We start from the raw sequence: 21,849 nt of genomic DNA, 5'->3' as shown, positions 1-21,849 counted from the left end.
TCGGCGAACGCCGCCGCGGCACCGGGAATTCCGGCGCCCCGGACCTGCCCACCGGTCCGGCCCGCTCAGCTCTCCTTCTGCGCCAGCCGCAGCAGGTGGTCGGCCAGGGCCTGGCCGCCCGCCGGGTCCCGGCTGATCAGCATCAGGGTGTCGTCGCCCGCGATCGTGCCGAGGATCGCGCGGAGTTCGGCCTGGTCGATCGCCGATGCGAGGAACTGCGCCGCGCCCGGCGGGGTGCGCAGGACCACGAGGTTCGCGGAGGCCTCCGCCGAGATCAGCAGCTCCCCGGAGAGGCGCCGCATGCGCTCCTCCTTCGCGGACTCGCCGAGCGGGGCCTGCGGGGTGCGGAAGCCGCCCTCGCTGGGTACCGCGTAGATCAGCTCGCCGCCGGTGTTGCGGATCTTCACCGCGCCCAGCTCGTCGAGGTCGCGCGAGAGCGTCGCCTGGGTGACGCTCAGCCCGTCGTCGGCGAGCAGCTTGGCCAGCTGGCTCTGGGAGCGGACCGGTTGCCGGTTGAGGATGTCCACGATCCGGCGGTGACGCGCGGTGCGGGTCTGCGGGACGGCCTGGCCGCCTTGCTCGTTGTCCTGCGCCTGACTCATCGTCGTCTCATTCTCCGGATCCGTCCCCGCCTGCTGCGTCAAGGATGCCGGGCAGGGCCCGGACGAACGCGTCCGCCTCGGCCTCGGTGAGTACGTACGGGGGCATGAGCCGTACGACGTCGGGGGCGGGCGCGTTGACCAGGAAGCCGGCGTCCTGAGCCGCCTGCTGCACCCGGGCGGCGAGCGGCTCGGTCAGCACGATACCCAGCAGTAGGCCGGAGCCGCGGACGTGGGAGACCAGGACGTGGCCCGTACCCTCGATCCCGGAGCGCAGCCGCTCGCCCCGGGCCTTGACCTGGTCGAGCAGCCCGCCCGTGGCGATCGTGTCGATGACGGCGAGGCCGGCGGCGCAGGCGACCGGGTTCCCGCCGAAGGTGGTGCCGTGCTGGCCCGGCTGGAGCAGGTCGGCGACGGGGCCGAAGGCGACCACCGCGCCGATGGGCAGACCGCCGCCCAGCCCCTTGGCGAGGGTGACGATGTCGGGCTCGACGTCCTCGTGGGCCTGGTGCTCGAACCACTGGCCGCACCGGCCGATGCCGGTCTGGACCTCGTCGAGGACGAGCAAGGTGCCGGTGGCGCGGGTGATCTCGCGGGCGGCCGTCAGGTATCCGGCGGGGGGTACGACGACGCCGTTCTCGCCCTGGACGGGCTCGATGACGACGAGGGCGGTCTCCTCGGTGACGGCGGCCCGCAGCGCCTCCACGTCACCGAACGGAACGTGGGTGACGTCGCCCGGCAGCGGCCGGAAGGGCTCCTGCTTCTTCGGCTGGCCGGTGAGCGCGAGCGCGCCCATGGTCCGGCCGTGGAAACCGCCGTCGGTGGCGACCATGTGGGTCCGCCCGGTCAGCCGGCCGATCTTGAAGGCGGCCTCGATGGACTCGGCGCCCGAGTTGCAGAAGAAGACCTTGCCGGGGCGGCCGAAGAGCTGGAGCAGCCGCTCGCCGAGCGCGACGACCGGCTCGGAGATGAAGAGGTTGGAGACGTGGCCGAGCGTGGAGATCTGCTCGGTCACGGCCGCCACGATCGCGGGGTGGGCGTGCCCGAGGGCGTTGACCGCGATGCCGCCGACGAAGTCGGTGTACTGCTTCCCGTCGGCGTCCCAGACCTGGGCGCCCTCGCCGCGTACGAGCGCGACCGCGGGGGTGCCGTAGTTGTTGGCCAGCGCCCCCCGCCAGCGTGCGCCGTACTCCTGGTTGCCGGTGCCCTTCGTCATTCCGTTCCCCCTGACTGGTGGTCGGGCACGACCATCGTGCCGATGCCGGAGTCCGTGAAGATCTCCAGCAGGATCGAGTGCTGGACCCGCCCGTCGAGCACGCGGGCGGTGTTGACGCCGTTGCGCACGGCGTGCAGGCAGCCCTCCATCTTGGGCACCATGCCGCTGGACAGCTCGGGCAGCAGCTTCTCCAGCTCGCTGACGGTGAGCTTGCTGATGACCTCGTCGCTGTGCGGCCAGTCCGCGTAGAGGCCCTCGACGTCGGTGAGCACCATCAGCGTCTCGGCACCCAGCGCCGCGGCGAGCGCGGCGGCCGCCGTGTCGGCGTTGACGTTGTAGACGTGGTGGTCGTCGGCGCTGCCCGCGATAGACGAGATGACCGGGATCCGACCGTCCTCCAGCAGGGCCTCGATGGCTCCGGTGTCGATGGAGGTGATCTCCCCGACCCGGCCGATGTCGATGACCTCGCCGTCGATTTCCGGGCTGTGCTTGGTCGCGATGATGGTGCGGGCGTCCTCGCCGGTCATGCCGACGGCCAGCGGCCCGTGCTGGTTGAGCAGTCCGACCAGCTCGCGCTGGACGTGGCCCGCCAGGACCATCCGTACGACGTCCATGGCCTCCGGGGTCGTGACGCGCAGCCCCGCCTTGAACTCGCTGACCAGGCCCTGCTTGTCGAGCTGGGCGTTGATCTGGGGGCCGCCGCCGTGCACGACGACCGGCTTCAGGCCGGCCTGGCGCAGGAAGACCACGTCCTGGGCGAAGGCGGCCTTGAGGTCCTCGTCGATCATGGCGTTGCCGCCGAACTTGATGACGACGACCTTGCCGTTGTGGCGGGTGAGCCACGGCAGGGCCTCGATGAGGATCTCCGCCTTGGGCAGGGCGGTGTGCTTGCGGGCGGTGCCGCCGGAGGTGCCGGGCTGGCCGGCCTTCTCGTCGCTCATGAGGAGTAGGCGCTGTTCTCGTGGACGTACTCGGCGGTCAGGTCGTTGCCCCAGATCACTGCGGACTCGCTGCCGTTCGACAGGTCGGCGGTGATGCGGACCTCGCGGCCCTTCATGGAGACCAGGTCGCGGTCGTCGCCGACCGATCCGTTGCGGCAGACCCAGACGTCGTTGATGGCGACGCCCAGCCGGTCCGGGTCGAAGGCTGCCTTGGTGGTGCCGATCGCGGAGAGCACCCGGCCCCAGTTCGGGTCCTCGCCGTGGATGGCGCACTTGAGCAGGTTGTTCCGGGCGATGGACCGGCCGACCTCGACCGCGTCGTCCTCGGTGAGCGCACCGATGACCTCGATGCGGATGTCCTTGCTGGCGCCCTCGGCGTCGCCGATGAGCTGGCGGGCCAGGTCGTCGCAGACCTTGCGGACGGCCTCGGCGAACTCCTCGTACGCCGGTACCTGGCCGGAGGCTCCGGAGGCGAGCAGCAGCACCGTGTCGTTGGTGGACATGCAGCCGTCGGAGTCGACCCGGTCGAAGGTGGTGCGGGTGGCGGCGCGCAGCGCCTTGTCCAGGGTGGCGCTGTCCAGGTCGGCGTCGGTGGTGATGACGACGAGCATGGTGGCCAGGCCCGGGGCGAGCATGCCCGCGCCCTTGGCCATGCCCCCGACGGTCCAGCCTCCCTGCGAGACGGTGGCCGTCTTGTGCACGCTGTCGGTGGTCTTGATGGCGATGGCGGCGGCCTCGCCGCCGTCCGCGGACAGGGCCGCGGCCGCCGTCTCGATGCCGGGGAGCAGCTTGTCCATGGGGAGCAGGACGCCGATCAGGCCGGTGGACGCCACCGCGATCTCCCCGGCGTTGAAGTCCCCGCCGAGCACCTGCGCGACCTTCTCCGCGGTGGCGTGGGTGTCCTGGAAGCCCTTGGGGCCGGTGCAGGCGTTGGCGCCACCGGAGTTCAGGACGACCGCGCTGACGGCGGCGCCCCGCAGGACCTGCTCGGACCAGTGCACGGGCGCGGCCTTGACGCGGTTGGAGGTGAAGACGCCCGCGGCGGCCAGACTCGGCCCGTTGTTGACCACGAGGGCCAGGTCGGGGTTGCCGTTGGCCTTGATCCCGGCGGCGATGCCGGCTGCCGTGAATCCCTGTGCTGCCGTGACGCTCACGGTGCGACTCCGATCGTCGAAAGACCCAGGCCCTCGTCGAGCCCCAGGGCGATGTTCATGCTCTGCACCGCGCCGCCCGCGGTGCCCTTGGTCAGGTTGTCGATGGCGCTGACGGCGATGATCCGCCGGACGGACTCGTCGTAGGCGACCTGGACGTGGACGGCGTTGGAACCGTGGACGGATTTGGTGGACGGCATCCGGCCCTCGGGCAGCAGGTGGACGAAGGGCTCGTCGGCGTAGGCCTTCTCGTACGCGGCGCGCAGCGATGCGGCGGTGGTGCCGGGGAGCGCCTTGGCCGAGCACGTGGCGAGGATGCCGCGCGCCATGGGCACGAGGGTCGGCGTGAAGGAGACGCTGACGCGCTCTTCCGCGAGCGGGCTCAGGTTCTGCACCATCTCGGGCGTGTGGCGGTGTCCGCCGCCGACGCCGTACGGAGTCACCGAGCCCATCACCTCGGCGCCGAGCAGGTGCGGTTTGAGGGCCTTGCCCGCACCGGAGGTTCCGGTGGCGGCGACGACCACGGCTTCCGGCTCGGCGAACTTCCCCTGGTAGGCGGGGAAGAGCGCGAGGGAGACGGCCGTGGGGAAGCAGCCGGGGACCGCGATGCGCTTGGTCCCCGTCAGCGCCTCGCGTGCGCCGGGCAGTTCGGGGAGTCCGTAGGGCCAGGTACCGGCGTGCGGGGCGCCGTAGAAGGCGTCCCAGTCGGCGGAGTCCTTGAGCCGGTGGTCGGCGCCCATGTCGACGACGAGGACGTCCTCGCCGAGCTGGGCGGCGACGGCGGCGGACTGGCCGTGCGGGAGGGCGAGGAAGACGACATCATGGCCGGCGAGGACCTCGGGGGTGGTCGCCTCCAGGGTGCGTCCCGCGAGCGGTACGAGGTGCGGTTGCAGGGAGCCGAGGAGCTGTCCGGCGTTGGAGTTGCCGGTGAGGGCGCCGATCTCCACCTCGGGGTGCGAGAGCAGGAGGCGCAGGACTTCTCCGCCCGCGTACCCGCTCGCTCCGGCCACCGCTACACGTACCACCATCGGACCCTCCTCATCGATGGCATGACTATACGTACTTACGCACGTTTATGCAACGCCTTCGATCTCGGAGGGAGGGTTGTACAAAAGGATCCGGCACACGGGGCTTCCAGGAGATGTCTAGCAGGAAAGACCCGGCCGCGGCGGCGATTCCGCCGGTAGCGTCGGGTGCGGCCGGGACCGGTCGGGCCGTCGGAGACCGGCGCCCGGCCGCGGCCCCTACGGCCGGACGGACTCCGTCCCGTCGACGAGGCGGTGCCGGACCCATACGTTCGGCTCCACGTAGACCGCATAGCCCTGCTCCGGATCGCACCGCACGGGCACCAGGGCGCCCGGTACGCGCACGGGTCCGGCCGTGTCGAAGGGCAGCCCGGTCCACTCGCGCCACTCGGCGAGCGAGCCGGTGACCGTCATCGACAGCGGCGCCACCGAGTCGATGACGCCGCCCGCGCGGACGTGGACGCGCAGCCACGGGTCGTACGGGAGCCCGTCCTCGCGGGTCCGGTACGCGTACGCGTGGATCGGGGTGTCCGGCTCGGCCGGCTTTCCGCTGGGTCGGACGGGCGCGACCACCTCGGCGAAGCCGCGTGCCCGGGCGTTGTCCCGCATCGCGGCCAGCATGCGTCCCGAGAGGCCCTCGCCCTGCCGGTCGCCGGACACGGTGATCTCGATCGCGCTCACCGTGTCGGGCCGGACCCCGCGGTGCAGGTCGGAGAAGGCCCACATGAGCACGCGGTCCCAGCCCTGCGCGGGCAGCACCCCGTCGCGGCCGGCCAGGTGCAGGGCGAAGGGCACGCTGTAGCCGCGGGCTACCACCGCGTCCCCGTCCGTGGCGACCAGGACGTAGTCCGCCAGCTCGGTCGTCATCCGCGGGTACAGCAGCCAGGCGAGGGCGTCGTGGCCGGCGAATTCGGGCCACGGGTCGTCCATGTCCCCGAGCCGGTCGGCCAGTTCGGGCCGCTCGGCGAGCGTGGTGATGTGTATCTCGGTCATTCCCGCAGGCTAGGCGACCGGCCCGACCGGTTCACGCCGGGGCCTGCAGGCACAGGTGCCAGTGACCGGACCAGCCGGTGAGGGTCATCGTGGACAGCGGCCGGACGTCCACGTTCCAGTAGGTCAGCGGGGGCGCCTTCAGTGCGTACACCAGGGCCGCCCGGACCACCGAGGGCTCCGCGACCGCGACGATCGCGCCCCCGTCGTCGGCCGGCCGGGTGTCGAGCCAGCCCCCGATGCGGGAGATGAAGTCGAGCAGGGACTCGCCGCCGTGCGGGGCGGACCGCGGATCGGTGAGCCACAGTTCCACCGCCCCGGGCTCGTGGGCGGTCACTTCGGCCAGGGTCAGCCCCCGCCAGCGGCCCATGTCGCACTCGCGCAGTGCGGGCTGGGCGAGGGGCGCGTACCCGAGGGCCTCGCCCGTGGCGCGGCTGCGCGGCGTCGGCGAGCAGTAGCGCAGCTCGGCCGCGCCCAGGGGTACGAGGCCCTGCGCGGCGGACTCCACCGACCGCCAGCCGGGTCCGTCCAACGGGCGGTCGTCGTCGAAGCGCTCGGCGAGCAGCGAGGAACTACGGGCTGCGGCGACGAGCGAAACCCGAACATGCATGCGGCGATGGTGATCCGCACAGCGCGGTGGGTCAAGCGTGCGGACCGAAGCCGTCCGCGAGGCCGGTGCGCAGCCGCTGGACGGCCTCCACCAGTTCGCCCGGGCCGGAAACCCCGGCGAAGCTCAGGCGGACGTACGGGGCCGGGGGTTCGGCGCAGAAGTAGGGGCGGCCGGGAGCCACCGCCACTCCGGCGCGCAGGGCCGTGGTCGCGAAGGATCCGTCGTCGCCCTCGCTCATCCTGGCCCACAGCTGATAGCCGCCCGAGGGCAGATGGGGCACGGTCAGGCCGGGCAGCTCCCGCCGCAGCGCGCCGGCGAGCACGTCCCGCCGGTGGCGCAGTTCGGCGGCCACCGTGCGCAGGTGGCGCGGCCAGGCGGGCGCGCCGACGAGTTCGAGCGCCGCCTCCTGGAGCGGCCGGGGCACGAAGAAGGAGTCCACGACCTGGACGGCGCGCAGCCGGTCCACCACCGGGCCGCGGGCGGCGAGCGCGCCGACCCGCAGGCTGGGCGAGGTGGCTTTGGTCAGGGACCTGACGTGCACGACCACCCCGTCGTGGTCCTCGGCGGCCAGGGTCGCGGGCAGCGGCCCGCGGTCGTCGTGGGAGAGGGCGCGGGCGTAGTCGTCCTCGACCACGAAGGCCCCGGCGGCCCGCGCGATCCGCAGCACCTCGGCCCGCCGCCCCGGAGCCAACACCGCTCCGGTCGGGTTCTGGAAGAGCGGCTGGCAGACGAACACCCGCGCGCCGGTCGCTTCGAAGGCGGCGGCCAGCAGCTCCGGCCGGACCCCCTCGGCGTCCACCGGTACAGGCACGGGCCGGCAACCGGAGGCCCGGGCGATGGCCAGCAGCCCGGGGTAGGTCGGGGACTCCACCAGGATCGGCGCGCCGGGCGGGGCCAACGCCCGCAGGGCGGTGGTCAGCGCGCTCTGCCCGCCCGCGGTCACCAGCACGTCGGCGGCCCCGACCGCCCCGCCGATCTCGCGGGCGAACCAGTCGCGGAGCTCGGGCAGCCCTTCCACCGGCGGCCGGTCCCAGGCCCCGGGACGCCGTCCGGCCCGGGCGAGCGCGGCGGCCATGGCCCGCTCGGGCTGGATGGAGGCGTGCAGGTACCCGCTGTTGAGGGCGATCACCGACGGCGGCGGTGCGGCCAGGCAGGCCAGCACCCCGGAGGCGTCCACCGAGCGCGGGACGACGTCCCCGGCACCCTCGGCGCTGAGGGCGACCTCCTGCCAGGAGGTGTCCCCGGGGGCGGGGGCCGCCGTACGCGGTGCGGCACGGAAGACCCCTGCACCGGGCCGGGTGACGACGAGGCCCTCGGCGGCGAGCTGCGCAAGGGCCCGGGAGACGGTGACCGGGCTGACCCGGTAGCGCTCGACCAGGGCTCGACTCGACGGGAGCTTTCCACCCACCGAGTAGCGGTTGAGTTCGGACCGCAAGGATTCGGCGAGCTCCGCCACACTGCTACGCTCATACATGACAGCACAGAATAGCGCTACTCTCCCGACCACGATAGCGGTCAAGAACCCGGTGCGCCGGGGTACCGCCCTCGCCCTGCTCGGCGTCGTCGCCTTCTCGCTGACCTTCCCCGCCACCGCCTGGGGACTGGAGAGCTTCGGCCCGTGGTCGTTGGTCGCGCTGCGGAGCGTCCTCGCCGCCGCCATCGCCGGGGGCTTCCTGCTGGCCCGGCGGGTCCCGCTGCCCGCCCGTGAGCACTGGGCGGGGCTCGCCGTCGTCGCCGCCGGAGTGGTCGTCGGCTTCCCGATGCTCACCACCCTCGCGCTGACGACCTCCACGACCTCGCACGCCGCCGTGGTGGTCGGCCTCCTGCCGCTCACCACCGCCGCGCTGTCCGCGCTGCGCACCGGAGCCCGCCCCTCGCGCGCCTTCTGGGCCGCGGCCCTCGCCGGGGCCGCGGTCGTGATCGCGTTCACGCTCGCGCAGAGCGGCGGCGCCCTCTCGGCGGGCGACGCGTACCTGTTCGGCGCGCTCCTGGTGTGCGCCGCCGGGTACACGGAGGGCGGCCGCCTCGCCCGACTGCTGCCCGGTTGGCAGGTGATCGGCTGGGCGCTGGTCCTGTGCCTGCCGCTCAGCCTGGCCGGCTCCGCGGTCGGGCTCGCGCACGAGCCGGTGCACCTCGGCTTCCACGGGCTCGCCGGGCTGGTCTGGGCGGCGGCCGGCTCCACCTTCCTCGGCCTGTACGTCTGGTACCGGGGCATGGCCGAGATCGGCGCACCGCGAGCCAGCCAGCTCCAGCTCGCCCAGCCGCTGCTGACCCTCGTCTGGTCGGTGGCGCTGCTGGGCGAGCACCTCTCCCCCGCCGCACCGGCCGCCGCCTGCGCCGTCCTCGTCTGCATCGCGGTGACCCAACGGGTCAAATAGCCGCATGACGACCTAAACTGCAAGCACCGGATCGGACCGCCACCGAGGAGGTCAGTTATGCGCGCGACCGAGGGCGACCAGCTGGTGCAGCACGGCAGGATCGTCGGACAGCACGACAAGGTGGGCGAGATCACCCAGGTCCTGGGCGAGAACGGAACCCCCCCGTACCGGGTCCGCTTCCAGGACGGACACGAGGCACTCATGGCTCCCGGACCCGACTGCACGGTCCGCCACCCCTCCGAGCCCACTCACTGAATCAGCGCCGGGACGCCGCCGTGCCGTAGTGGTCGGCGACCACCCGGGCCATCGCTCCGTTGGGGTCCGCGGCCACCTGCTTCGCCGAGAAGTAGACGTGGCCGCGGACCTCCGGGTAGCCGCGGGCGAACGTCAGGTGCTTCGACAGCTCCCCGGGATCGCGCCAGGCCTCGGTGGGGCTGTCCTCGTCGCAGCGGTACAGGGCCTCCCCCACGTACAGGTCCACCTTCGTCCCGGCGACGGTCCGCGCCCACCAGGGCACGATGTCGGCGTAGTCGGCGGTCGGGTGACCGATGTGCCAGTAGGCCTGCGGCACGATGTAGTCGATCCAGCCCTCCCTGACCCACTTGCGGGTGTCCGCGTAGAGGTCGTCGTACGTCCCGAGGCCCGCCCGGGTCGGCGAACCGGTCGGGTCGCGGTCGGAGTTGCGCCACACCGCGAACGGGCTGATCCCGAAGCGGACCGCCGGCTTCAGCGCCCGCAGCCGCGCGGACATCTCGCGGACCAGGGTGTCGATGTTGCCCCGGCGCCAGGCGGCGCGCGAGGCGAAGCCCGCCCCGTACTCCTCGAAGGCCTCGTCGTCGTCGAAGTACTCCCCCGCCACCGGGTACGGGTAGAAGTAGTCGTCCCAGTGCACGGCGTCCAGCGGGTAGCGGGAGACCGCGTCGAACATGGCGTCCTGGACGAAGCGCCGCACCTCGGGCAGGCCCGGGTTGTAGTAGAGCTTGCCGCCGTACTCCACCGTCCAGCCGGGATTGCGGCGCGCCGGGTGCGTGGACACCAGCCGGTCGAGGTCGGTGTGGTTGGCCACGCGGAACGGGTTGAACCAGGCGTGCAGCTGCAGCCCCCGGGCGTGCGCCTCCTTGACGGCCGTGCCCAGCGGGTCCCAACCGGGATCGGCCCCCTGCTTCCCGGTCAGCCACTGGGACCAGGGCTCCAGCTTCGAGGGCCACAGGGCGTCCGCCGCCGGCCGGACCTGGAGGACCACCGCGCCCAGACGGCGCTCGACGGCGGCGTCGAGGAGGGCGAGCAGCTCCGACCGCTGCCGCGCCGCGGAGAGTCCGCTCTCGGAAGGCCAGTCCACGTTCGACACCGAGGCGATCCACATCCCCCGGAAGTCGACGGTGGCCCGCCCCCCGGAGGCCCTCGCGGACGCCCGCGGCGCCGCGGCCGCCGAACCGGCCGTGGCGGCGGCGATCACCCCCAAGGCTCCGGCCAACAGTGCCCGTCGGTCGATGTACGTCATGTGACGACTCCGTTTCACTGAGTGACATTGCACGGTGTCCGCCCAGCATGCCCGCCCCGGCCCGCCGCCCCGCGCAAGGTCGGGAGTAACGTCGGGGGGCGTGGCGGGCGCCGGAATCGTACGGGGGACCCGCCGACGGATGAGCTGCGAAAGGCACGAAGTGACTGACCTCCCTTCCGACATCACACGGGTCGGCGTAGTGGGCTGTGGCCAGATGGGCGCGGGTATCGCCGAGGTGTGCGCCCGCAGTGGCCTTGAGGTCAAGGTCGCCGAGACCACCGGCGAAGCCCTGGAGATCGGCCGTACCCGGCTGCACAACTCCCTGACCAAGGCCGCCGAACGCGGCAAGATCACCGAGGAGGAGCGGGACGCCACCCTGGCCCGCCTCACCTTCACCACCGACCTCGGCGAGTTCGCCGACCGCGACCTCGTCATCGAGGCCGTCGTCGAGAACGAGCAGGTCAAGACGGAGATCTTCCAGATCCTCGATCAGGTGATCACCCGCCCGGACGCGATCTTGGCCTCCAACACCTCCTCGATCCCGCTCGTCAAGCTGGCCGTCGCGACCTCGCGGCCGGACCAGGTCATCGGCATCCACTTCTTCAACCCGGCCCCGGTCCAGAAGCTCGTCGAGCTGATCCCGGCGTTGACCACGGGCGAGGAGACGGTCAAGCGGGCCGAGGCCCTGGTGCGGGACGTGCTGAACAAGCACGCGGTCCGCGCCCAGGACCGGTCCGGGTTCGTCGTCAACGCGCTCCTCGTCCCGTACCTGCTGTCCGCGATCCGGATGTTCGAGTCGGGCATCGCCAGCCGCGAGGACATCGACAACGGCATGGAGTTGGGCTGCGCCCACCCGATGGGCCCGCTCAAGCTGTCCGACCTGATCGGCCTGGACACCATCGCGTCGATCGCCGACTCGATGTACGCGGAGTACAAGGAGCCGCTGTACGCCGCTCCCCCGCTGCTCCAGCGCATGGTCGACGCCGGCCGCCTGGGCCGCAAGACGGGCGCGGGCTTCTACCCCTACGGCTGATCCGTCCGGCCACCCTACGGCCGGCCGAGCCGCAGGTGGTGCAGCAGGAGCAACCCGGCCGCCATGTTGGCGGCCGGGATCTCCCCCCGGGCGATCATGTCCGGCACGAGCCCCAGCGGGACCCACTCCCGGCGCGAGGACTCGAAGTCGTCCTCCGGGTGCCCGATGTGGGTGGCCCCGTCCGCCCAGTAGAGGTGGTGCCGGGCATCGGTCAGTCCGTTCGACGGCTCGACGGTCATCAAGTGGTGGAGCGGGCCGGGCCGCCAGCCCGACTCCTCCTCCATCTCGCGGGCCGCCGCGACCGCGATGTCCTCGCCGTCCTCGACCACCCCGGCGGGCAGTTCCCAGCCCCAGCTGTCGGTGATGAAGCGGTGCCGCCAGAGCAGCAGTACCTCGTCGGCCTCGTTGACGGCCGTGGCGACGGCGACCGGCCGCAGCCGGATCACGAAGTGGTCCAGGTGCCGGCCGTCCGGAAGTTCCACATCGGCGAGGTTCACGTCGAACCAACGGTTCTTGTACACGGTCTGCTCGCTCAGGTTCGTCCACTGCACGGTTGTGCCACCTTCTTCCGTTCGAGTAGGTGGCAACATGGCAGCACTTCCGCCCGTCACAGCGGAACGCGCAGCGCCCCGTCGATGAGCCGCGCGGTCTCCTCCGCGCCGGTACAACCGCTGGTCAGGAGCTGTTCGCGGACCGCCCGCAGCCGGTCGCGCAGCCGCAGCGACTCCATGCCCTTGGCCCGCTCGGCCATCTCGGCCGCGGACGCCGCGGCCCGGTCCGCCTCCCCCTGGCGCAGCTGGATCTCGCACAGCATCGCCAGTCGGTGCACCCGGCCGCGGTCGTGCGCCGGGGTGCCGACGGCGGCGGTCGCCTGGACCCGGGCGGATTCCAGATCGCCCAGGCTGAGCAGCGCCTCGGCGACCTGGACGTTGACGAGCCCCGGCTGTACGTAGCCGGTCTCGTCCGGTTCGCTGCCCGGGCGGATCCGCTCGGCGGCCGCCTCCGCCCTGCGGATGCAGGCCAGTGCGGCAGGGGTGTCGCCGAGTTGGGCGTACGCCTTGGCCTGCATCGCGTAGAGGTCGGCGGCCAGCGCCGGGGTGGTGTGCCGCCCGGCGGCCCGCAGCGCGGCCTCGGCGAAGGCGACGGCCTGGCGGTACTCCCGCAGGTGCAGGGACTGGTTGACGATCAGCGCGATGACGTACGCGCCGAGCCCCCGGTCCCCGCTCGCCTTGGCCAGGCGCAGGGCCTGGTGGAAATAGCGCTGGGCCAGGCCGTGCGCGTCCGAGTCGTACGCGCAGATCCCCGCCACCGCCACCAGGGACCCCGTGGCCCGGTGCAGCCGGCGGCCGAGGTCGTCGGAGTAGCTCCCGCGCAGCATGGGCGCGGTCTCACTGCCCAGGAAGCGGACGATCCGGTCCCGCGTGGCGAGACCGCCGGCCCGGCGGTACATCAGCTCGTAGTGGGCGCGGGCGGCCTTCAGGATCTCGATGTGTTCGGGGCCGATCGGGTGCGGACCCTCGCGGGAGACGTCGGCGTCCTCGGGCGGATTCTCCCATTCCCACACCGGGATGACAGCGGGCGTCCCGGTGACCGCCCCGGCGGCCAGCAGCTGGGGCCGGGCCTGGACGTCGGAACGCCACAGGGCCGCGGCCCGGTCCACGAACCCGCTGAGCGGCGAGGCGTGCAGCGGAACGGGCTGGTCGGCCGCGCCGAGCCCGATGTCGTCGAGCCCGAGGGGACGCCGCAGCCGCCCGCCGAGCACCTCGCAGATCAGGTCGGGGACCTGACCCCGGGGCCGCTGACCCTTCAACCACCGCGTCACTGCGGTGTGTTCGTAGCGCAGGGCGAGTCCGCGGGTGCGGCCCGCCTGGTTCACGTACGCGGCGAGTCCGGCGTGGGACATACCCGCCTCGGCGAGGAGGGCATCGAGCAGGACATTGGGCTGCATGGGCCGCTCCAAGGGCTCGTCGTTCTCAGGCTAGTGGGTGCACGGTTCACACGGGGTGTGAACCGAGTACGCGCATAAATGCGATGCGCACTCTGCCGCACGGACCCCTGGAGGCGCTTCACTGAAGAGCCTCGCCAAGAGGTAGCTCGGGTCGTCGGCTCCCCCTCGTACAGTGCGACGACCCGTCACCGCGCCGCCCGTTCTGCCGTCTGCCCGACACTCCATGGCAGGCGGGCGGCGCGTTCCGGCCCCGCCGGCGCCCGGTTGGTCGCCGCGCCCCGGCAGGGGCCGGGTCGAGAGCGCGCGCCGGGCTCATCCACCGGGCCCGGCGCGCGTGTCCGGGGCCGGTGGTCAGGACCGGTCGTTGCGGAGCACCAGTAGGGCGACGTCGTCGGCGAGCCGCCCGCCGGTGTGCCGGAGCAGAGCGGCGTGCACGTCCGCCACCAGCCGCGCGGGCGTGGCCGCCGCCCCCCGTGCGAGGACGCCCGCCAGATCGAAGAACCGACCGGCCCGGTCGCGGGCGTCCTCGGCCCCGTCGGTGTACAGGAACAGCGTCTCCCCGGGCCGGAGTTCCCCGCAGGCGCGCGGCCGCACGTCCGCCGGCACGGGCACCACCCCGAGCGGCGGCAAGGTCTCGCCGCCGACCAGCGCCCCCACCCGAGCCCGCCGCACGGAACGGGGCGCCGCTCTGACCCGGTCCTCGCACGCCGAACGGGCTGCACGTTCCGGCCCCGACGGCGGCGCGGGGTTCGGTGCGGAGCCCCGGCTGCGCGCACCGCAGTGTTCCGGGACCGGAGCCGGACCGATCAGATAGGGCCAGGGATGGCCGCAGTTCAGCGCCAACAGCATGCCGTCCCGGGCGATCTGGAGGAGCAGGACCGTCACGAACTCCTCCGCCACCGGGGACTGCGGATCGGCCCGCGCCCGGTCACGGACGTGGCGGCCCAGCGCCCGCTCCATCCGCCGCAGCACACCGTCCAGCGAGGGCTCGTCGTACGCCCCCTCGCGGAAGGCCCCGAGCACGGCGGCGGCCGTGCCCAGCGCGGGCAGGCCGTGGCCCCGGACGTCCCCGATCACCACCCGCATCCCGTACGCCGTCGGCACGGCCTCGTACAGGTCCCCGCCCACCGCCGCGCCCCGGCTCGCCGAGAGCAGCGCCGCGGCCGGCATCAGACCGTCGATCCGTACCGGCAGCGGCCGCAACAGCACCCGCTGCGCGGCGCCCGCGATCTCCTGCGCACGGCCCAGCTCGGCCAACAGCTCGCGCCGGATGAGCAGCGCGCACCCGGTGGCCAACAGCAGGAAGGCCGCACAGGTGGCCAGGCTCGGGACCAACCGCCCGGGCCTGGACAACTCCCAGGACACGGCGGCGCCGGCCCAGGCCAGGACGCACACCCGGCGCACCAGGGGCATCTCCCCGCGCGTGATCATCCGTAGGACTCCCCTCCGGCCGGATCGATTGTGTCGACCGGCCGGTGCCCCGGACACGGGCCACCGGGGTTCTCACCCGAACGAGTGAGGGGCACGTCCGGTGGTCCGGACGTGCCCCTCACGCGGGTACGAAGCGGCTACGCGCCCCGGAGCACCGCCCCGGTCCGCTCGCCCGCCAGGGCCACCGCCGCGTCGCGCGCGGCCGTGGACTCCTCGGCGGTCAGGGTCCGGTCGGCCGCACGGAAGCGCAGCGCGTAGGCCAGGGACTTCTTGCCCTCGCCGACCTGCTCACCGGTGAACACGTCGAACAGCCTCAGCGATTCGAGGAGTTCGCCCGCGCCCTTGCGCAGCGCGGCCTCCACCGAGGACGCCGGAACCGAGGCGTCGACGATCAGCGCCACGTCCTGGGTCGCCACCGGGAAGGAGGAGATCCGCGGCGCCTGGAGGGCCTCGCCACCCGCCGCCGCGAGGCGGTCCAGGTCGATCTCCATCGCGCTGGTGCGGGCCGGCAGGCCCATCGCCTTGACCACGCGCGGGTGCAGTTCACCGGCGTGGCCGATGACCTGCTCGACCCCGCCGAGGGTGACGACCAGTTCGGCGCAGCGGCCCGGGTGCCAGGGACCGTACTGGCCCTGGCGGACCACCAGCTCGGCGCCGGCCTCGACGGCCAGCGCGCGGGCCGCCTGGACCGCGTCCGCCCAGTCGGCCGGACGGCCCTTGCCCCACCAGCCGGCCTGCTCGCGCGCACCGGCCAGCACGACCGCGGCGTACCGCGGCTGCGCGGGCAGGGCCGCGTTCAGGGTGGCGATCTCCTCGTCCGTGGGACGCCGGTCCACGGGCAGCCGTACGGCGACGCCCGGCTGGGCGGCGGCCCGGAAGACCGAACCGGTCTCGAAGAGCGCGAGGTCGTGGCTGCCCCGGCTGTCGTTGCGGCGCAGCGCGCCGAGCAGACCCGGCAGCAGCGTGGTGCGCAGCGCCGGCTCCTCGTCGGAGATCGGGTTGACCAGCTTGACGACCTGGCGGGCGACGTCGTGCGCGGGGAGCTGGAGCTGGTCGAAGACGCCCTCGCCGATGAACGGGTAGCTGAGCGCCTCCACGTAGCCCGCACCGGCCAGCGCGCGGCCGACCCGGCGGTGCAACTGCTGCCGGGCGGTCAGACCGCGGCCGGAGGGCACCTGCGGGAGGGTCGACGGGAGGTTCCCGTAGCCCTCCAGCCGGATGACCTCTTCGGCGAGGTCGTTGGGCGCTGCGAGGTCGGGCCGCCACGAGGGAACGGTGACGACGAGCTCGTCCTGGCCGTAGACGTCGCAGCCGATCTCCTGGAGGCGGCGCACGACGGTCTCGCGGCCGTACTCCATGCCCGCCACCCGGTCCGGGTGGTCCGCGGGCATGGCGATGGTGCGCGGCGCGCCCGGGGCGATGACCTCGGTGACGCCCGCCTCGGCGGTACCGCCCGCGAGGAGCACGAGCAGGTCGACGGTCCGCTGCGCGGCCGCGGCGGCGGCCTGCGGGTCGACGCCCCGCTCGAAGCGCTTGGAGGCCTCGGAGGACAGCTTCAGGCGACGTGCGGTGCGCGAGATCGACACGGAGTCGAAGTGCGCGGCCTCGATGACCACGTCCGTGGTACCGGTGACGGCGCCCGTCGACCCAGAGGGATCAAACACAGTGGTGACGGAGTCGGCGATCTCGGTGTTGGCGCCGCCCATGACACCGGCGAGCCCGATGGGGCCGCTGTTGTCGGTGATCACCAGGTCCTCGGCGTCGAGCGTGCGCTTGACGCCGTCAAGGGTGATCAGCTCTTCACCCCGCTCAGCCCGACGCACACCGATCGTCCCCTCAATGGACGAGCGGTCGTAGGCGTGCAGCGGCTGGCCGAGCTCCAGCATCACGTAGTTGGTGATGTCCACGGCGAGCGAGATCGGGCGCATGCCCGCCTTCTGCAGGCGGCGGGTCAGCCAGATCGGGGAGCGCGCGTCGGGGTCGAGACCGGTCACCGTGCGGGCGGTGAAGCGGTCGCAGCCGGCCGGGTCGTCGACCTTGACCGGGTAGCCGTACGAGTTCGGCGCGGGCACGTCGAGCAGCGCCGGGTCGCGCAGCGGCAGGCCGTAGGCGGTGGCCGCCTCACGGGCGACACCGCGCATGGACATGCAGTAGCCGCGGTCCGGGGTGATGTCGATGTCGAGGACCTCGTCGACGAGCTGGAGCAGCTCGATCGCGTCGGTGCCGACCTCGTGCTCGGGCGGCAGCACGATGATGCCGTGCGTGCCGTCGTCGCCCATGCCCAGCTCGTCGCCGGAGCAGATCATGCCGTGCGAGGTGCGGCCGTAGGTCTTGCGCGAGGCGATCGCGAAGTCGCCGGGCAGGACCGCGCCGGGCAGCACCACGACGACCTTGTCGCCGACGGCGAAGTTCCGGGCGCCGCAGACGATCTCCTGCGGCTCACCGGTGCCGTTGGCGGAGCCGACGTCGACCGTGCAGAAGCGGATCGGCTTGCGGAAGCCCTCCAACTCCTCGATGGTCAGCACCTGACCGACGACGAGGGGGCCCTTGAGGCCGCCGCCGAGCTGCTCGACGGTCTCGACCTCGAGGCCGGCGTCGACCAGCTTGGCCGCCACGTCGCGGCCGGATTCACCCGCGGGGAGGTCGACGTACTCCCGCAGCCAAGAAAGCGGGACGCGCATCAGATCTCACTCCCGAACGGCCGGGTGAAACGAACGTCACCCTCGACCATGTCTCGCATGTCTTCGACGTTGTGGCGGAACATCAGCATCCGTTCGATGCCGAACCCGAAGGCGAATCCGCTGTACTTCTCGGGGTCCACGCCGCAGGCGACGAGCACCTTGGGGTTGACCATGCCGCAGCCGCCGAGCTCGATCCAGCCCTCGCTGGAGCAGGTGCGGCACGGGCGGTCGGGGTTGCCCACCGACTCGCCGCGACACACGTAGCACTGCATGTCCATCTCGGCGGACGGCTCGGTGAAGGGGAAGAAGTGCGGGCGCAGGCGCGTGGTGGTGCCCTCGCCGAAGAGCTCCTGGACCATGTGGTCCATGGTGCCCTTGAGGTCCGCCATGGTCAGGCCCTCGTCCACGGCGAGCAGCTCGACCTGGTGGAAGACGGGGGTGTGCGTCGCGTCGAGCTCGTCGGTGCGGTACACCCGGCCCGGGCAGACGATGTAGACGGGGGGCTTGCGCTCCAGCAGCGAGCGCGCCTGCACCGGGGAGGTGTGGGTGCGCAGCACGACGCCGGACTCGTCGCCCTGGGTGCCCTCGGGCCCCTGGACGAAGAAGGTGTCCTGCATCTGGCGCGCCGGGTGGTCGGGCGTGAAGTTGAGGGCGTCGAAGTTGAACCACTCCGCCTCGACCTCGGGACCCTCGGCAACCTCGTACCCCATGGCCACGAAGATGTCCGCGATGCGGTCCATCAGCGTGGTCAGGGGGTGCCGGGCGCCCGCGGGGACGCGGTCGTAGGGCAGCGTGACGTCCACGGCCTCCTCGACCAGCACCCGCTCGTCGCGCTCGGCCTCCAGCGCGACCGTGCGGGCCCCGAAGGCCTTGTTCACGGCGCCGCGGGCCTGGCCCACGCGCTTGCCCGCCTCGGCCTTGGCCTGCGGGGGCAGCGCGCCGATCTCGCGGTTGGCGAGCGCCAGGGGCGAGCGGTCGCCCATGTGCGCGGTCTTCGCCTCGCGCAGCGCGTCGAGGTCGCCGGCGGACGCGAAGGCGGCGAGCGCCTCGTCCCGCATGCGCTCGATCTCTTCCGGTTTCAGTGCCTCGACCTCGACAGGGTCGTACGACTTGTTCGGTGCCGACATCTCTTCCCGTACTTCCGATGGCTGGCTGGTTGGGTCCCCCGCGCGACGCGCAGGACGCGCTCGGCACAAGGACGCAAAGGTGCCAAAGGACGAGTCTAAAGGTCGCTGGGGGTTGCGGAGCCCGTGGGCCGCCTGCCGAGACGCTCCGCAGGGCTACTGCGTGAGGTACGCGGGGGCGCTCACGGGCAGGATAAATCGGAACTCGGCGCCGCCGCCGGGGCCGCGGCCGACCGTGATGGTCCCGCCGTGCGCCTCCACGATGCCCTTGACGATGTACAGGCCCAGGCCGGTGCCGCCGCGCTTGCTCCCCCGCCAGAAGCGGGTGAAGACGCGGCCCATCGACTCCTCGGGGATCCCGGGGCCTTCGTCGGTCACGGTGACGGCGGTTCCCTTCTCGTGCGGCGACACACCGATGGTGACCGTTCCCTCTCCGTGGCGCACCGCATTTTCCAGGAGGTTGCCGAGGATCTGGTCGATCTTGTCCGGATCTGCCCACAGATCGGGGAGCGGGCGGCTGACGCTCACGAGGAACCGCTCGGGGTCCTGCCCGTTCGCGGTGAGCGCCTGCACGTGGCGGCCGACGGCGGTGGCGATGTCCACCGGCTGGCGGCGCACCTCCAGGCGGCCGGAGTCGATGCGGGAGATGTCGAGGAGCTCGGCGATGAGGCGGGTGACGCGGTTGGCGTCGGCGTCGACGGTCTCGAGCATCAGGCGCTTCTGGTCGTCGGTGAACCGCTCCCACTTGGCGAGCAGGGTGGCGGTGAACCCCTTGACCGAGGTCAGCGGGGAGCGCAGCTCGTGGGCGACGGTGGCGATGAGCTCGGCGTGGCTGCGCTCGGTGCGCCGGCGGGCCTCGGTACCGCGCAGAGTGACCACGAGGCGGCGCAGCGGGCCGGTGGGGTGCGTACGGACGTAGCTGGCGGAGACCAGCACCTCGCGGCCGCCGGGGAGGAGCAGGTTCCGCTCGGGCTGCCCGCGGCGGGTGGCGAGGCCCCCGTACGGGTCGGTCAGCGTCCACCAGCGGCGGCCTTCGAGGTCCTCCAGCGGGAGCACCCGCTCGATGCGCCTGCCGAGCGCCTGCGCGGGTTCGGTCGCGGTCATCCGGGCCGCGGCCCGGTTGAAGCAGATCACGTGCCCGGTGGCGTCGGCGACGACGAGCCCGTCGGGCAGGCAGTCGGGGTCGATCCCGAAGGCGAGCCCCTCACCGGGGGCGCCGCCGCCCAGGACCGCCCCGCGGGCCGCGCCCTGTGGCGGTACCCCGCGCAGCGCTTCGGAGGGATGTACGGGGGGCACGGCATCGGCGGCCCCGCCCGTACGGGCGCAGGGGCCGACCGGCAACGGCGGACCGGCCGTGGTGCCGGCCCCCGGCGAGCTGTTCGTACCGACGGTCATGTCCCCGTACCCCACATCTCCGAGTAGCGCAGTGGGCCCCCCGGGCCGCCACACTACTAGCTGGGGGTCACAGAGCGGCACCCTCCGGGCGCCCGCTGTGCACGGGCGGACGCGTAGAGGCACACGGCGGCGGCCGTCGCCAGGTTCAGGCTCTCCGCCTTTCCGTGGATCGGGACCCGTACGACGGCGTCCGCGAGGGCCCTGGTCTCCTCCGGCAGGCCCCAGGCCTCGTTGCCGAAGACCCAGGCGGAGGGCCCGCCCATGGTGCCCGCGTCCAGCTCGGCGTCGAGGTCGTCCGCGCCCGCGCCGTCGGCCGCAAGGATCCGTACGCCGGCCGCCCGGAGCCCCTCGACGGCCTGCTCGACCGGAACGCCGACCGCGACCGGGAGGTGGAAGAGGGAGCCCACGGAGGCCCGTACCGACTTGGGGTTGTAGAGGTCCACGGACGCGTCGGTCAGCACCACCGCGTCGGCGCCCGCGGCATCCGCGCAGCGCAGCACCGTACCGGCGTTGCCGGGGTCGCGGACGTGCGCGAGGACGGCGACGAGCTTGGGCCGGGAGCTCAGGATCTCCTCGAACGGGGAGTCCAGGAAGTGGCAGACACCGACCAGGCCCTGCGGGGTGACCGTCTGGGAGACCTCGGCGAGCACCTCGTCGGAGGCGTAGTGCACGCGGGCCCCCGCGTCCAGGGCCGCCTCGATGATCCCGGAGTAGCGCTCGGCGGCCTCGACCGTGGCGAACAGCTCGATCAGGGTCGACGCGCCGGTGCGACCGCGGTGCTCGACGGCCTCGCGGACGGCCTGCGGGCCCTCGGCGATGAAGCGGCGCTCCTTGGTGCGGAAGTTGCGCCGCGCCAGGCGCCTGGCGGCGGCCACCCGCGGGGATCGCGGGGAGATCAGCTCGTCGGGGTGACCCATGGTGTGTGCGGTTCTCTCTCGGGGTTCCGGGCTCGGGGTTCCGGGCGGGACGGGGCTGCGCGGGGGTGGGGCGGCGCGGCGCGGAAAGCACACGGACCCGCAGGCGAATGCCTGCGGGTCCGTGGGGGCCGGCCCCGGGTGAGCTGGGCCGGCTAGCCCTTAGGCAGCGGCCTTGGGGGCGTTGACGTCGGCCGGAAGCGCCTTCTGCGCGACCTCGACGAGCGCGGCGAACGCGTTGGCGTCGTTGACGGCCAGCTCCGCGAGGATCTTGCGGTCCACCTCGATGTTGGCGGCCTTCAGACCCTGGATGAGGCGGTTGTACGTCATGCCGTTCTGGCGGGCAGCGGCGTTGATGCGCTGGATCCACAGCTGACGGAAGTCGCCCTTGCGCTTCTTGCGGTCGTTGAAGTTGTAGACCAGCGAGTGGGTGACCTGCTCCTTGGCCTTGCGGTACAGGCGCGAACGCTGACCGCGGTAGCCGGAGGCCGCCTCGAGGATCGCCCGGCGCTTCTTGTGGGCGTTTACTGCCCGCTTGACGCGTGCCACTTTTTAACTCCTTGTAGCGGGGCCGTGGGTGTCTTCACACGACCCGAAAATTCGATGGGGTCCCGGTCTCGACGTGCATCCGCTCCCGGTGGGGGGAGCGGAGACGTCAGATGCCGAGAAGCTTCTTGATCTTCGCGGCGTCGCCGGGGGCCATCTCCGCGTTGCCGGTGAGGCGGCGGGTGACACGGGACGACTTGTGCTCGAGCAGGTGGCGCTTGCCGGCGCGCTCGCGGAGCACCTTGCCGGAGCCGGTGACCTTGAAGCGCTTCTTGGTACCGCTGTGCGTCTTGTTCTTCGGCATGGCGCCGTTATCTCCTCGTCGGTGGCGCTCCCACCGGTCCGGTACGGGACCGGTCTTACGGG

At 72.8% G+C, this 21,849-nt stretch carries 21 protein-coding genes; 3 read left to right on the top strand and 18 right to left on the bottom strand.

Annotated features, from left to right (window positions below):
* Positions 1-65: 65 nt before the first annotated feature.
* From ACIQK6_RS21425 to ACIQK6_RS21390, 8 genes are all read right to left on the bottom strand, one after another.
* Positions 66-602 (bottom strand): arginine repressor, encoded by a 537-nt coding sequence (locus ACIQK6_RS21425; protein ID WP_030010023.1) that lies wholly within the window; start codon positions 600-602, stop codon positions 66-68.
* A 7-nt stretch (positions 603-609) separates the two neighbouring features.
* On the bottom strand, positions 610-1,815 hold the full coding sequence (locus tag ACIQK6_RS21420) for an acetylornithine transaminase (RefSeq protein WP_329103873.1): 1,206 nt from the start codon (positions 1,813-1,815) through the stop codon (positions 610-612).
* The gene (argB, locus tag ACIQK6_RS21415) at positions 1,812-2,756 is read right to left on the bottom strand and encodes an acetylglutamate kinase (protein ID WP_329103871.1); all 945 of its coding nucleotides are present in this window, start codon (positions 2,754-2,756) and stop codon (positions 1,812-1,814) included. The genes ACIQK6_RS21420 and argB overlap by 4 nt, the downstream gene beginning before the upstream one ends.
* The gene (gene argJ / locus ACIQK6_RS21410) at positions 2,753-3,910 is read right to left on the bottom strand and encodes a bifunctional glutamate N-acetyltransferase/amino-acid acetyltransferase ArgJ (RefSeq protein ID WP_329103869.1); all 1,158 of its coding nucleotides are present in this window, start codon (positions 3,908-3,910) and stop codon (positions 2,753-2,755) included. Before argJ ends, argB begins: the two co-directional genes overlap by 4 nt.
* Complete coding sequence (gene argC, locus ACIQK6_RS21405) at positions 3,907-4,935, bottom strand: N-acetyl-gamma-glutamyl-phosphate reductase (protein WP_329103867.1); 1,029 nt, start codon at positions 4,933-4,935, stop codon at positions 3,907-3,909. Before argC ends, argJ begins: the two co-directional genes overlap by 4 nt.
* A 216-nt stretch (positions 4,936-5,151) precedes the next feature.
* Positions 5,152-5,925 carry an N-acetyltransferase gene (locus ACIQK6_RS21400; protein ID WP_329103865.1) on the bottom strand — a complete coding sequence of 258 codons (774 nt, stop codon included), beginning with the start codon at positions 5,923-5,925 and terminating at the stop codon, positions 5,152-5,154.
* A 31-nt stretch (positions 5,926-5,956) separates the two neighbouring features.
* The gene (locus ACIQK6_RS21395; RefSeq protein ID WP_329103863.1) at positions 5,957-6,532 is read right to left on the bottom strand and encodes a histidine phosphatase family protein; all 576 of its coding nucleotides are present in this window, start codon (positions 6,530-6,532) and stop codon (positions 5,957-5,959) included.
* Positions 6,533-6,563: 31 nt separating this feature from the next.
* The gene (locus ACIQK6_RS21390; RefSeq protein ID WP_402695269.1) at positions 6,564-8,006 is read right to left on the bottom strand and encodes a PLP-dependent aminotransferase family protein; all 1,443 of its coding nucleotides are present in this window, start codon (positions 8,004-8,006) and stop codon (positions 6,564-6,566) included.
* Between ACIQK6_RS21390 and ACIQK6_RS21385 the strand changes: the two genes are divergently transcribed.
* Both ACIQK6_RS21385 and ACIQK6_RS21380 read left to right on the top strand, forming a co-directional pair.
* Entirely contained in the window at positions 8,005-8,910 is a 906-nt protein-coding gene (locus ACIQK6_RS21385) for a DMT family transporter (protein ID WP_329103859.1), read from the top strand. The two genes, ACIQK6_RS21390 and ACIQK6_RS21385, sit on opposite strands and share 2 nt — an antisense overlap.
* A gap of 57 nt (positions 8,911-8,967) precedes the next feature.
* Positions 8,968-9,165, top strand: a complete 198-nt coding sequence (locus ACIQK6_RS21380; protein WP_030010502.1) for a DUF1918 domain-containing protein — start codon at positions 8,968-8,970, stop codon at positions 9,163-9,165.
* 1 nt (position 9,166) lies between these two features.
* On the opposite strand, the gene ACIQK6_RS21375 is transcribed toward ACIQK6_RS21380, so the two are convergent.
* A complete protein-coding gene (locus tag ACIQK6_RS21375) occupies positions 9,167-10,411 on the bottom strand; it encodes a family 10 glycosylhydrolase (RefSeq protein WP_329103857.1) in 1,245 nt (414 codons plus the stop codon).
* Between the two features lie 139 nt (positions 10,412-10,550).
* On the opposite strand from ACIQK6_RS21375, the gene ACIQK6_RS21370 reads away from it, so the two are divergent.
* Positions 10,551-11,444, top strand: a complete 894-nt coding sequence (locus ACIQK6_RS21370) for a 3-hydroxybutyryl-CoA dehydrogenase (protein WP_327386335.1) — start codon at positions 10,551-10,553, stop codon at positions 11,442-11,444.
* A 14-nt stretch (positions 11,445-11,458) separates the two neighbouring features.
* Here ACIQK6_RS21370 and ACIQK6_RS21365 read toward each other — a convergent pair whose 3' ends face one another.
* From ACIQK6_RS21365 to rpmI, 9 genes are all read right to left on the bottom strand, one after another.
* On the bottom strand, positions 11,459-11,995 hold the full coding sequence (locus tag ACIQK6_RS21365) for an NUDIX hydrolase (RefSeq protein ID WP_402695268.1): 537 nt from the start codon (positions 11,993-11,995) through the stop codon (positions 11,459-11,461).
* A gap of 56 nt (positions 11,996-12,051) precedes the next feature.
* Entirely contained in the window at positions 12,052-13,392 is a 1,341-nt protein-coding gene (locus ACIQK6_RS21360) for a transcriptional regulator (protein WP_329103855.1), read from the bottom strand.
* A gap of 351 nt (positions 13,393-13,743) precedes the next feature.
* Positions 13,744-14,823 carry a PP2C family protein-serine/threonine phosphatase gene (locus tag ACIQK6_RS21355; protein WP_402695267.1) on the bottom strand — a complete coding sequence of 360 codons (1,080 nt, stop codon included), beginning with the start codon at positions 14,821-14,823 and terminating at the stop codon, positions 13,744-13,746.
* A 137-nt stretch (positions 14,824-14,960) separates the two neighbouring features.
* Complete coding sequence (pheT, locus tag ACIQK6_RS21350) at positions 14,961-17,504, bottom strand: phenylalanine--tRNA ligase subunit beta (protein WP_329103852.1); 2,544 nt, start codon at positions 17,502-17,504, stop codon at positions 14,961-14,963.
* Positions 17,504-18,631, bottom strand: a complete 1,128-nt coding sequence (pheS, locus tag ACIQK6_RS21345; RefSeq protein ID WP_030012061.1) for a phenylalanine--tRNA ligase subunit alpha — start codon at positions 18,629-18,631, stop codon at positions 17,504-17,506. The genes pheT and pheS overlap by 1 nt, the downstream gene beginning before the upstream one ends.
* A gap of 153 nt (positions 18,632-18,784) precedes the next feature.
* Positions 18,785-20,023: an ATP-binding protein gene (locus ACIQK6_RS21340; RefSeq protein ID WP_402695266.1), complete on the bottom strand. Its 1,239-nt coding sequence runs from the start codon at positions 20,021-20,023 to the stop codon at positions 18,785-18,787.
* A 56-nt stretch (positions 20,024-20,079) separates the two neighbouring features.
* Positions 20,080-20,940 (bottom strand): RNA methyltransferase, encoded by an 861-nt coding sequence (locus ACIQK6_RS21335; RefSeq protein ID WP_329103847.1) that lies wholly within the window; start codon positions 20,938-20,940, stop codon positions 20,080-20,082.
* A 159-nt stretch (positions 20,941-21,099) separates the two neighbouring features.
* A complete protein-coding gene (rplT, locus tag ACIQK6_RS21330; RefSeq protein WP_007263143.1) occupies positions 21,100-21,486 on the bottom strand; it encodes a 50S ribosomal protein L20 in 387 nt (128 codons plus the stop codon).
* A 106-nt stretch (positions 21,487-21,592) separates the two neighbouring features.
* Entirely contained in the window at positions 21,593-21,787 is a 195-nt protein-coding gene (gene rpmI, locus ACIQK6_RS21325) for a 50S ribosomal protein L35 (RefSeq protein WP_030012385.1), read from the bottom strand.
* Positions 21,788-21,849: the final 62 nt, after the last annotated feature.

The organism is Streptomyces sp. NPDC091682, from assembly GCF_044756625.1.
GTDB lineage: Bacteria > Actinomycetota > Actinomycetes > Streptomycetales > Streptomycetaceae > Streptomyces.
Note: the sequence above shows the minus strand (reverse complement) of the source record. Positions and strands in the feature narration are given on the sequence as shown.

Excerpts from the sequence above, each read along its gene's own strand:
- ACIQK6_RS21425 (WP_030010023.1), bottom strand. The coding sequence starts at position 602 with ATGAGTCAGGCGCAGGACAACGAGCAAGGCGGCCAGGCCGTCCCGCAG.
- ACIQK6_RS21420 (WP_329103873.1), bottom strand. The coding sequence starts at position 1,815 with ATGACGAAGGGCACCGGCAACCAGGAGTACGGCGCACGCTGGCGGGGG.
- argB (WP_329103871.1), bottom strand. The coding sequence starts at position 2,756 with ATGAGCGACGAGAAGGCCGGCCAGCCCGGCACCTCCGGCGGCACCGCC.
- argC (WP_329103867.1), bottom strand. The coding sequence starts at position 4,935 with ATGGTGGTACGTGTAGCGGTGGCCGGAGCGAGCGGGTACGCGGGCGGA.
- ACIQK6_RS21400 (WP_329103865.1), bottom strand. The coding sequence starts at position 5,925 with ATGACCGAGATACACATCACCACGCTCGCCGAGCGGCCCGAACTGGCC.
- ACIQK6_RS21395 (WP_329103863.1), bottom strand. The coding sequence starts at position 6,532 with ATGCATGTTCGGGTTTCGCTCGTCGCCGCAGCCCGTAGTTCCTCGCTG.
- ACIQK6_RS21385 (WP_329103859.1), top strand. The coding sequence starts at position 8,005 with ATGACAGCACAGAATAGCGCTACTCTCCCGACCACGATAGCGGTCAAG.
- ACIQK6_RS21390 (WP_402695269.1), bottom strand. The coding sequence starts at position 8,006 with ATGTATGAGCGTAGCAGTGTGGCGGAGCTCGCCGAATCCTTGCGGTCC.
- ACIQK6_RS21380 (WP_030010502.1), top strand. The coding sequence starts at position 8,968 with ATGCGCGCGACCGAGGGCGACCAGCTGGTGCAGCACGGCAGGATCGTC.
- ACIQK6_RS21375 (WP_329103857.1), bottom strand. The coding sequence starts at position 10,411 with ATGACGTACATCGACCGACGGGCACTGTTGGCCGGAGCCTTGGGGGTG.
- ACIQK6_RS21370 (WP_327386335.1), top strand. The coding sequence starts at position 10,551 with ATGAGCTGCGAAAGGCACGAAGTGACTGACCTCCCTTCCGACATCACA.
- ACIQK6_RS21360 (WP_329103855.1), bottom strand. The coding sequence starts at position 13,392 with ATGCAGCCCAATGTCCTGCTCGATGCCCTCCTCGCCGAGGCGGGTATG.
- ACIQK6_RS21355 (WP_402695267.1), bottom strand. The coding sequence starts at position 14,823 with ATGATCACGCGCGGGGAGATGCCCCTGGTGCGCCGGGTGTGCGTCCTG.
- pheT (WP_329103852.1), bottom strand. The coding sequence starts at position 17,504 with ATGCGCGTCCCGCTTTCTTGGCTGCGGGAGTACGTCGACCTCCCCGCG.
- pheS (WP_030012061.1), bottom strand. The coding sequence starts at position 18,631 with ATGTCGGCACCGAACAAGTCGTACGACCCTGTCGAGGTCGAGGCACTG.
- ACIQK6_RS21340 (WP_402695266.1), bottom strand. The coding sequence starts at position 20,023 with ATGACCGTCGGTACGAACAGCTCGCCGGGGGCCGGCACCACGGCCGGT.
- ACIQK6_RS21335 (WP_329103847.1), bottom strand. The coding sequence starts at position 20,940 with ATGGGTCACCCCGACGAGCTGATCTCCCCGCGATCCCCGCGGGTGGCC.
- rpmI (WP_030012385.1), bottom strand. The coding sequence starts at position 21,787 with ATGCCGAAGAACAAGACGCACAGCGGTACCAAGAAGCGCTTCAAGGTC.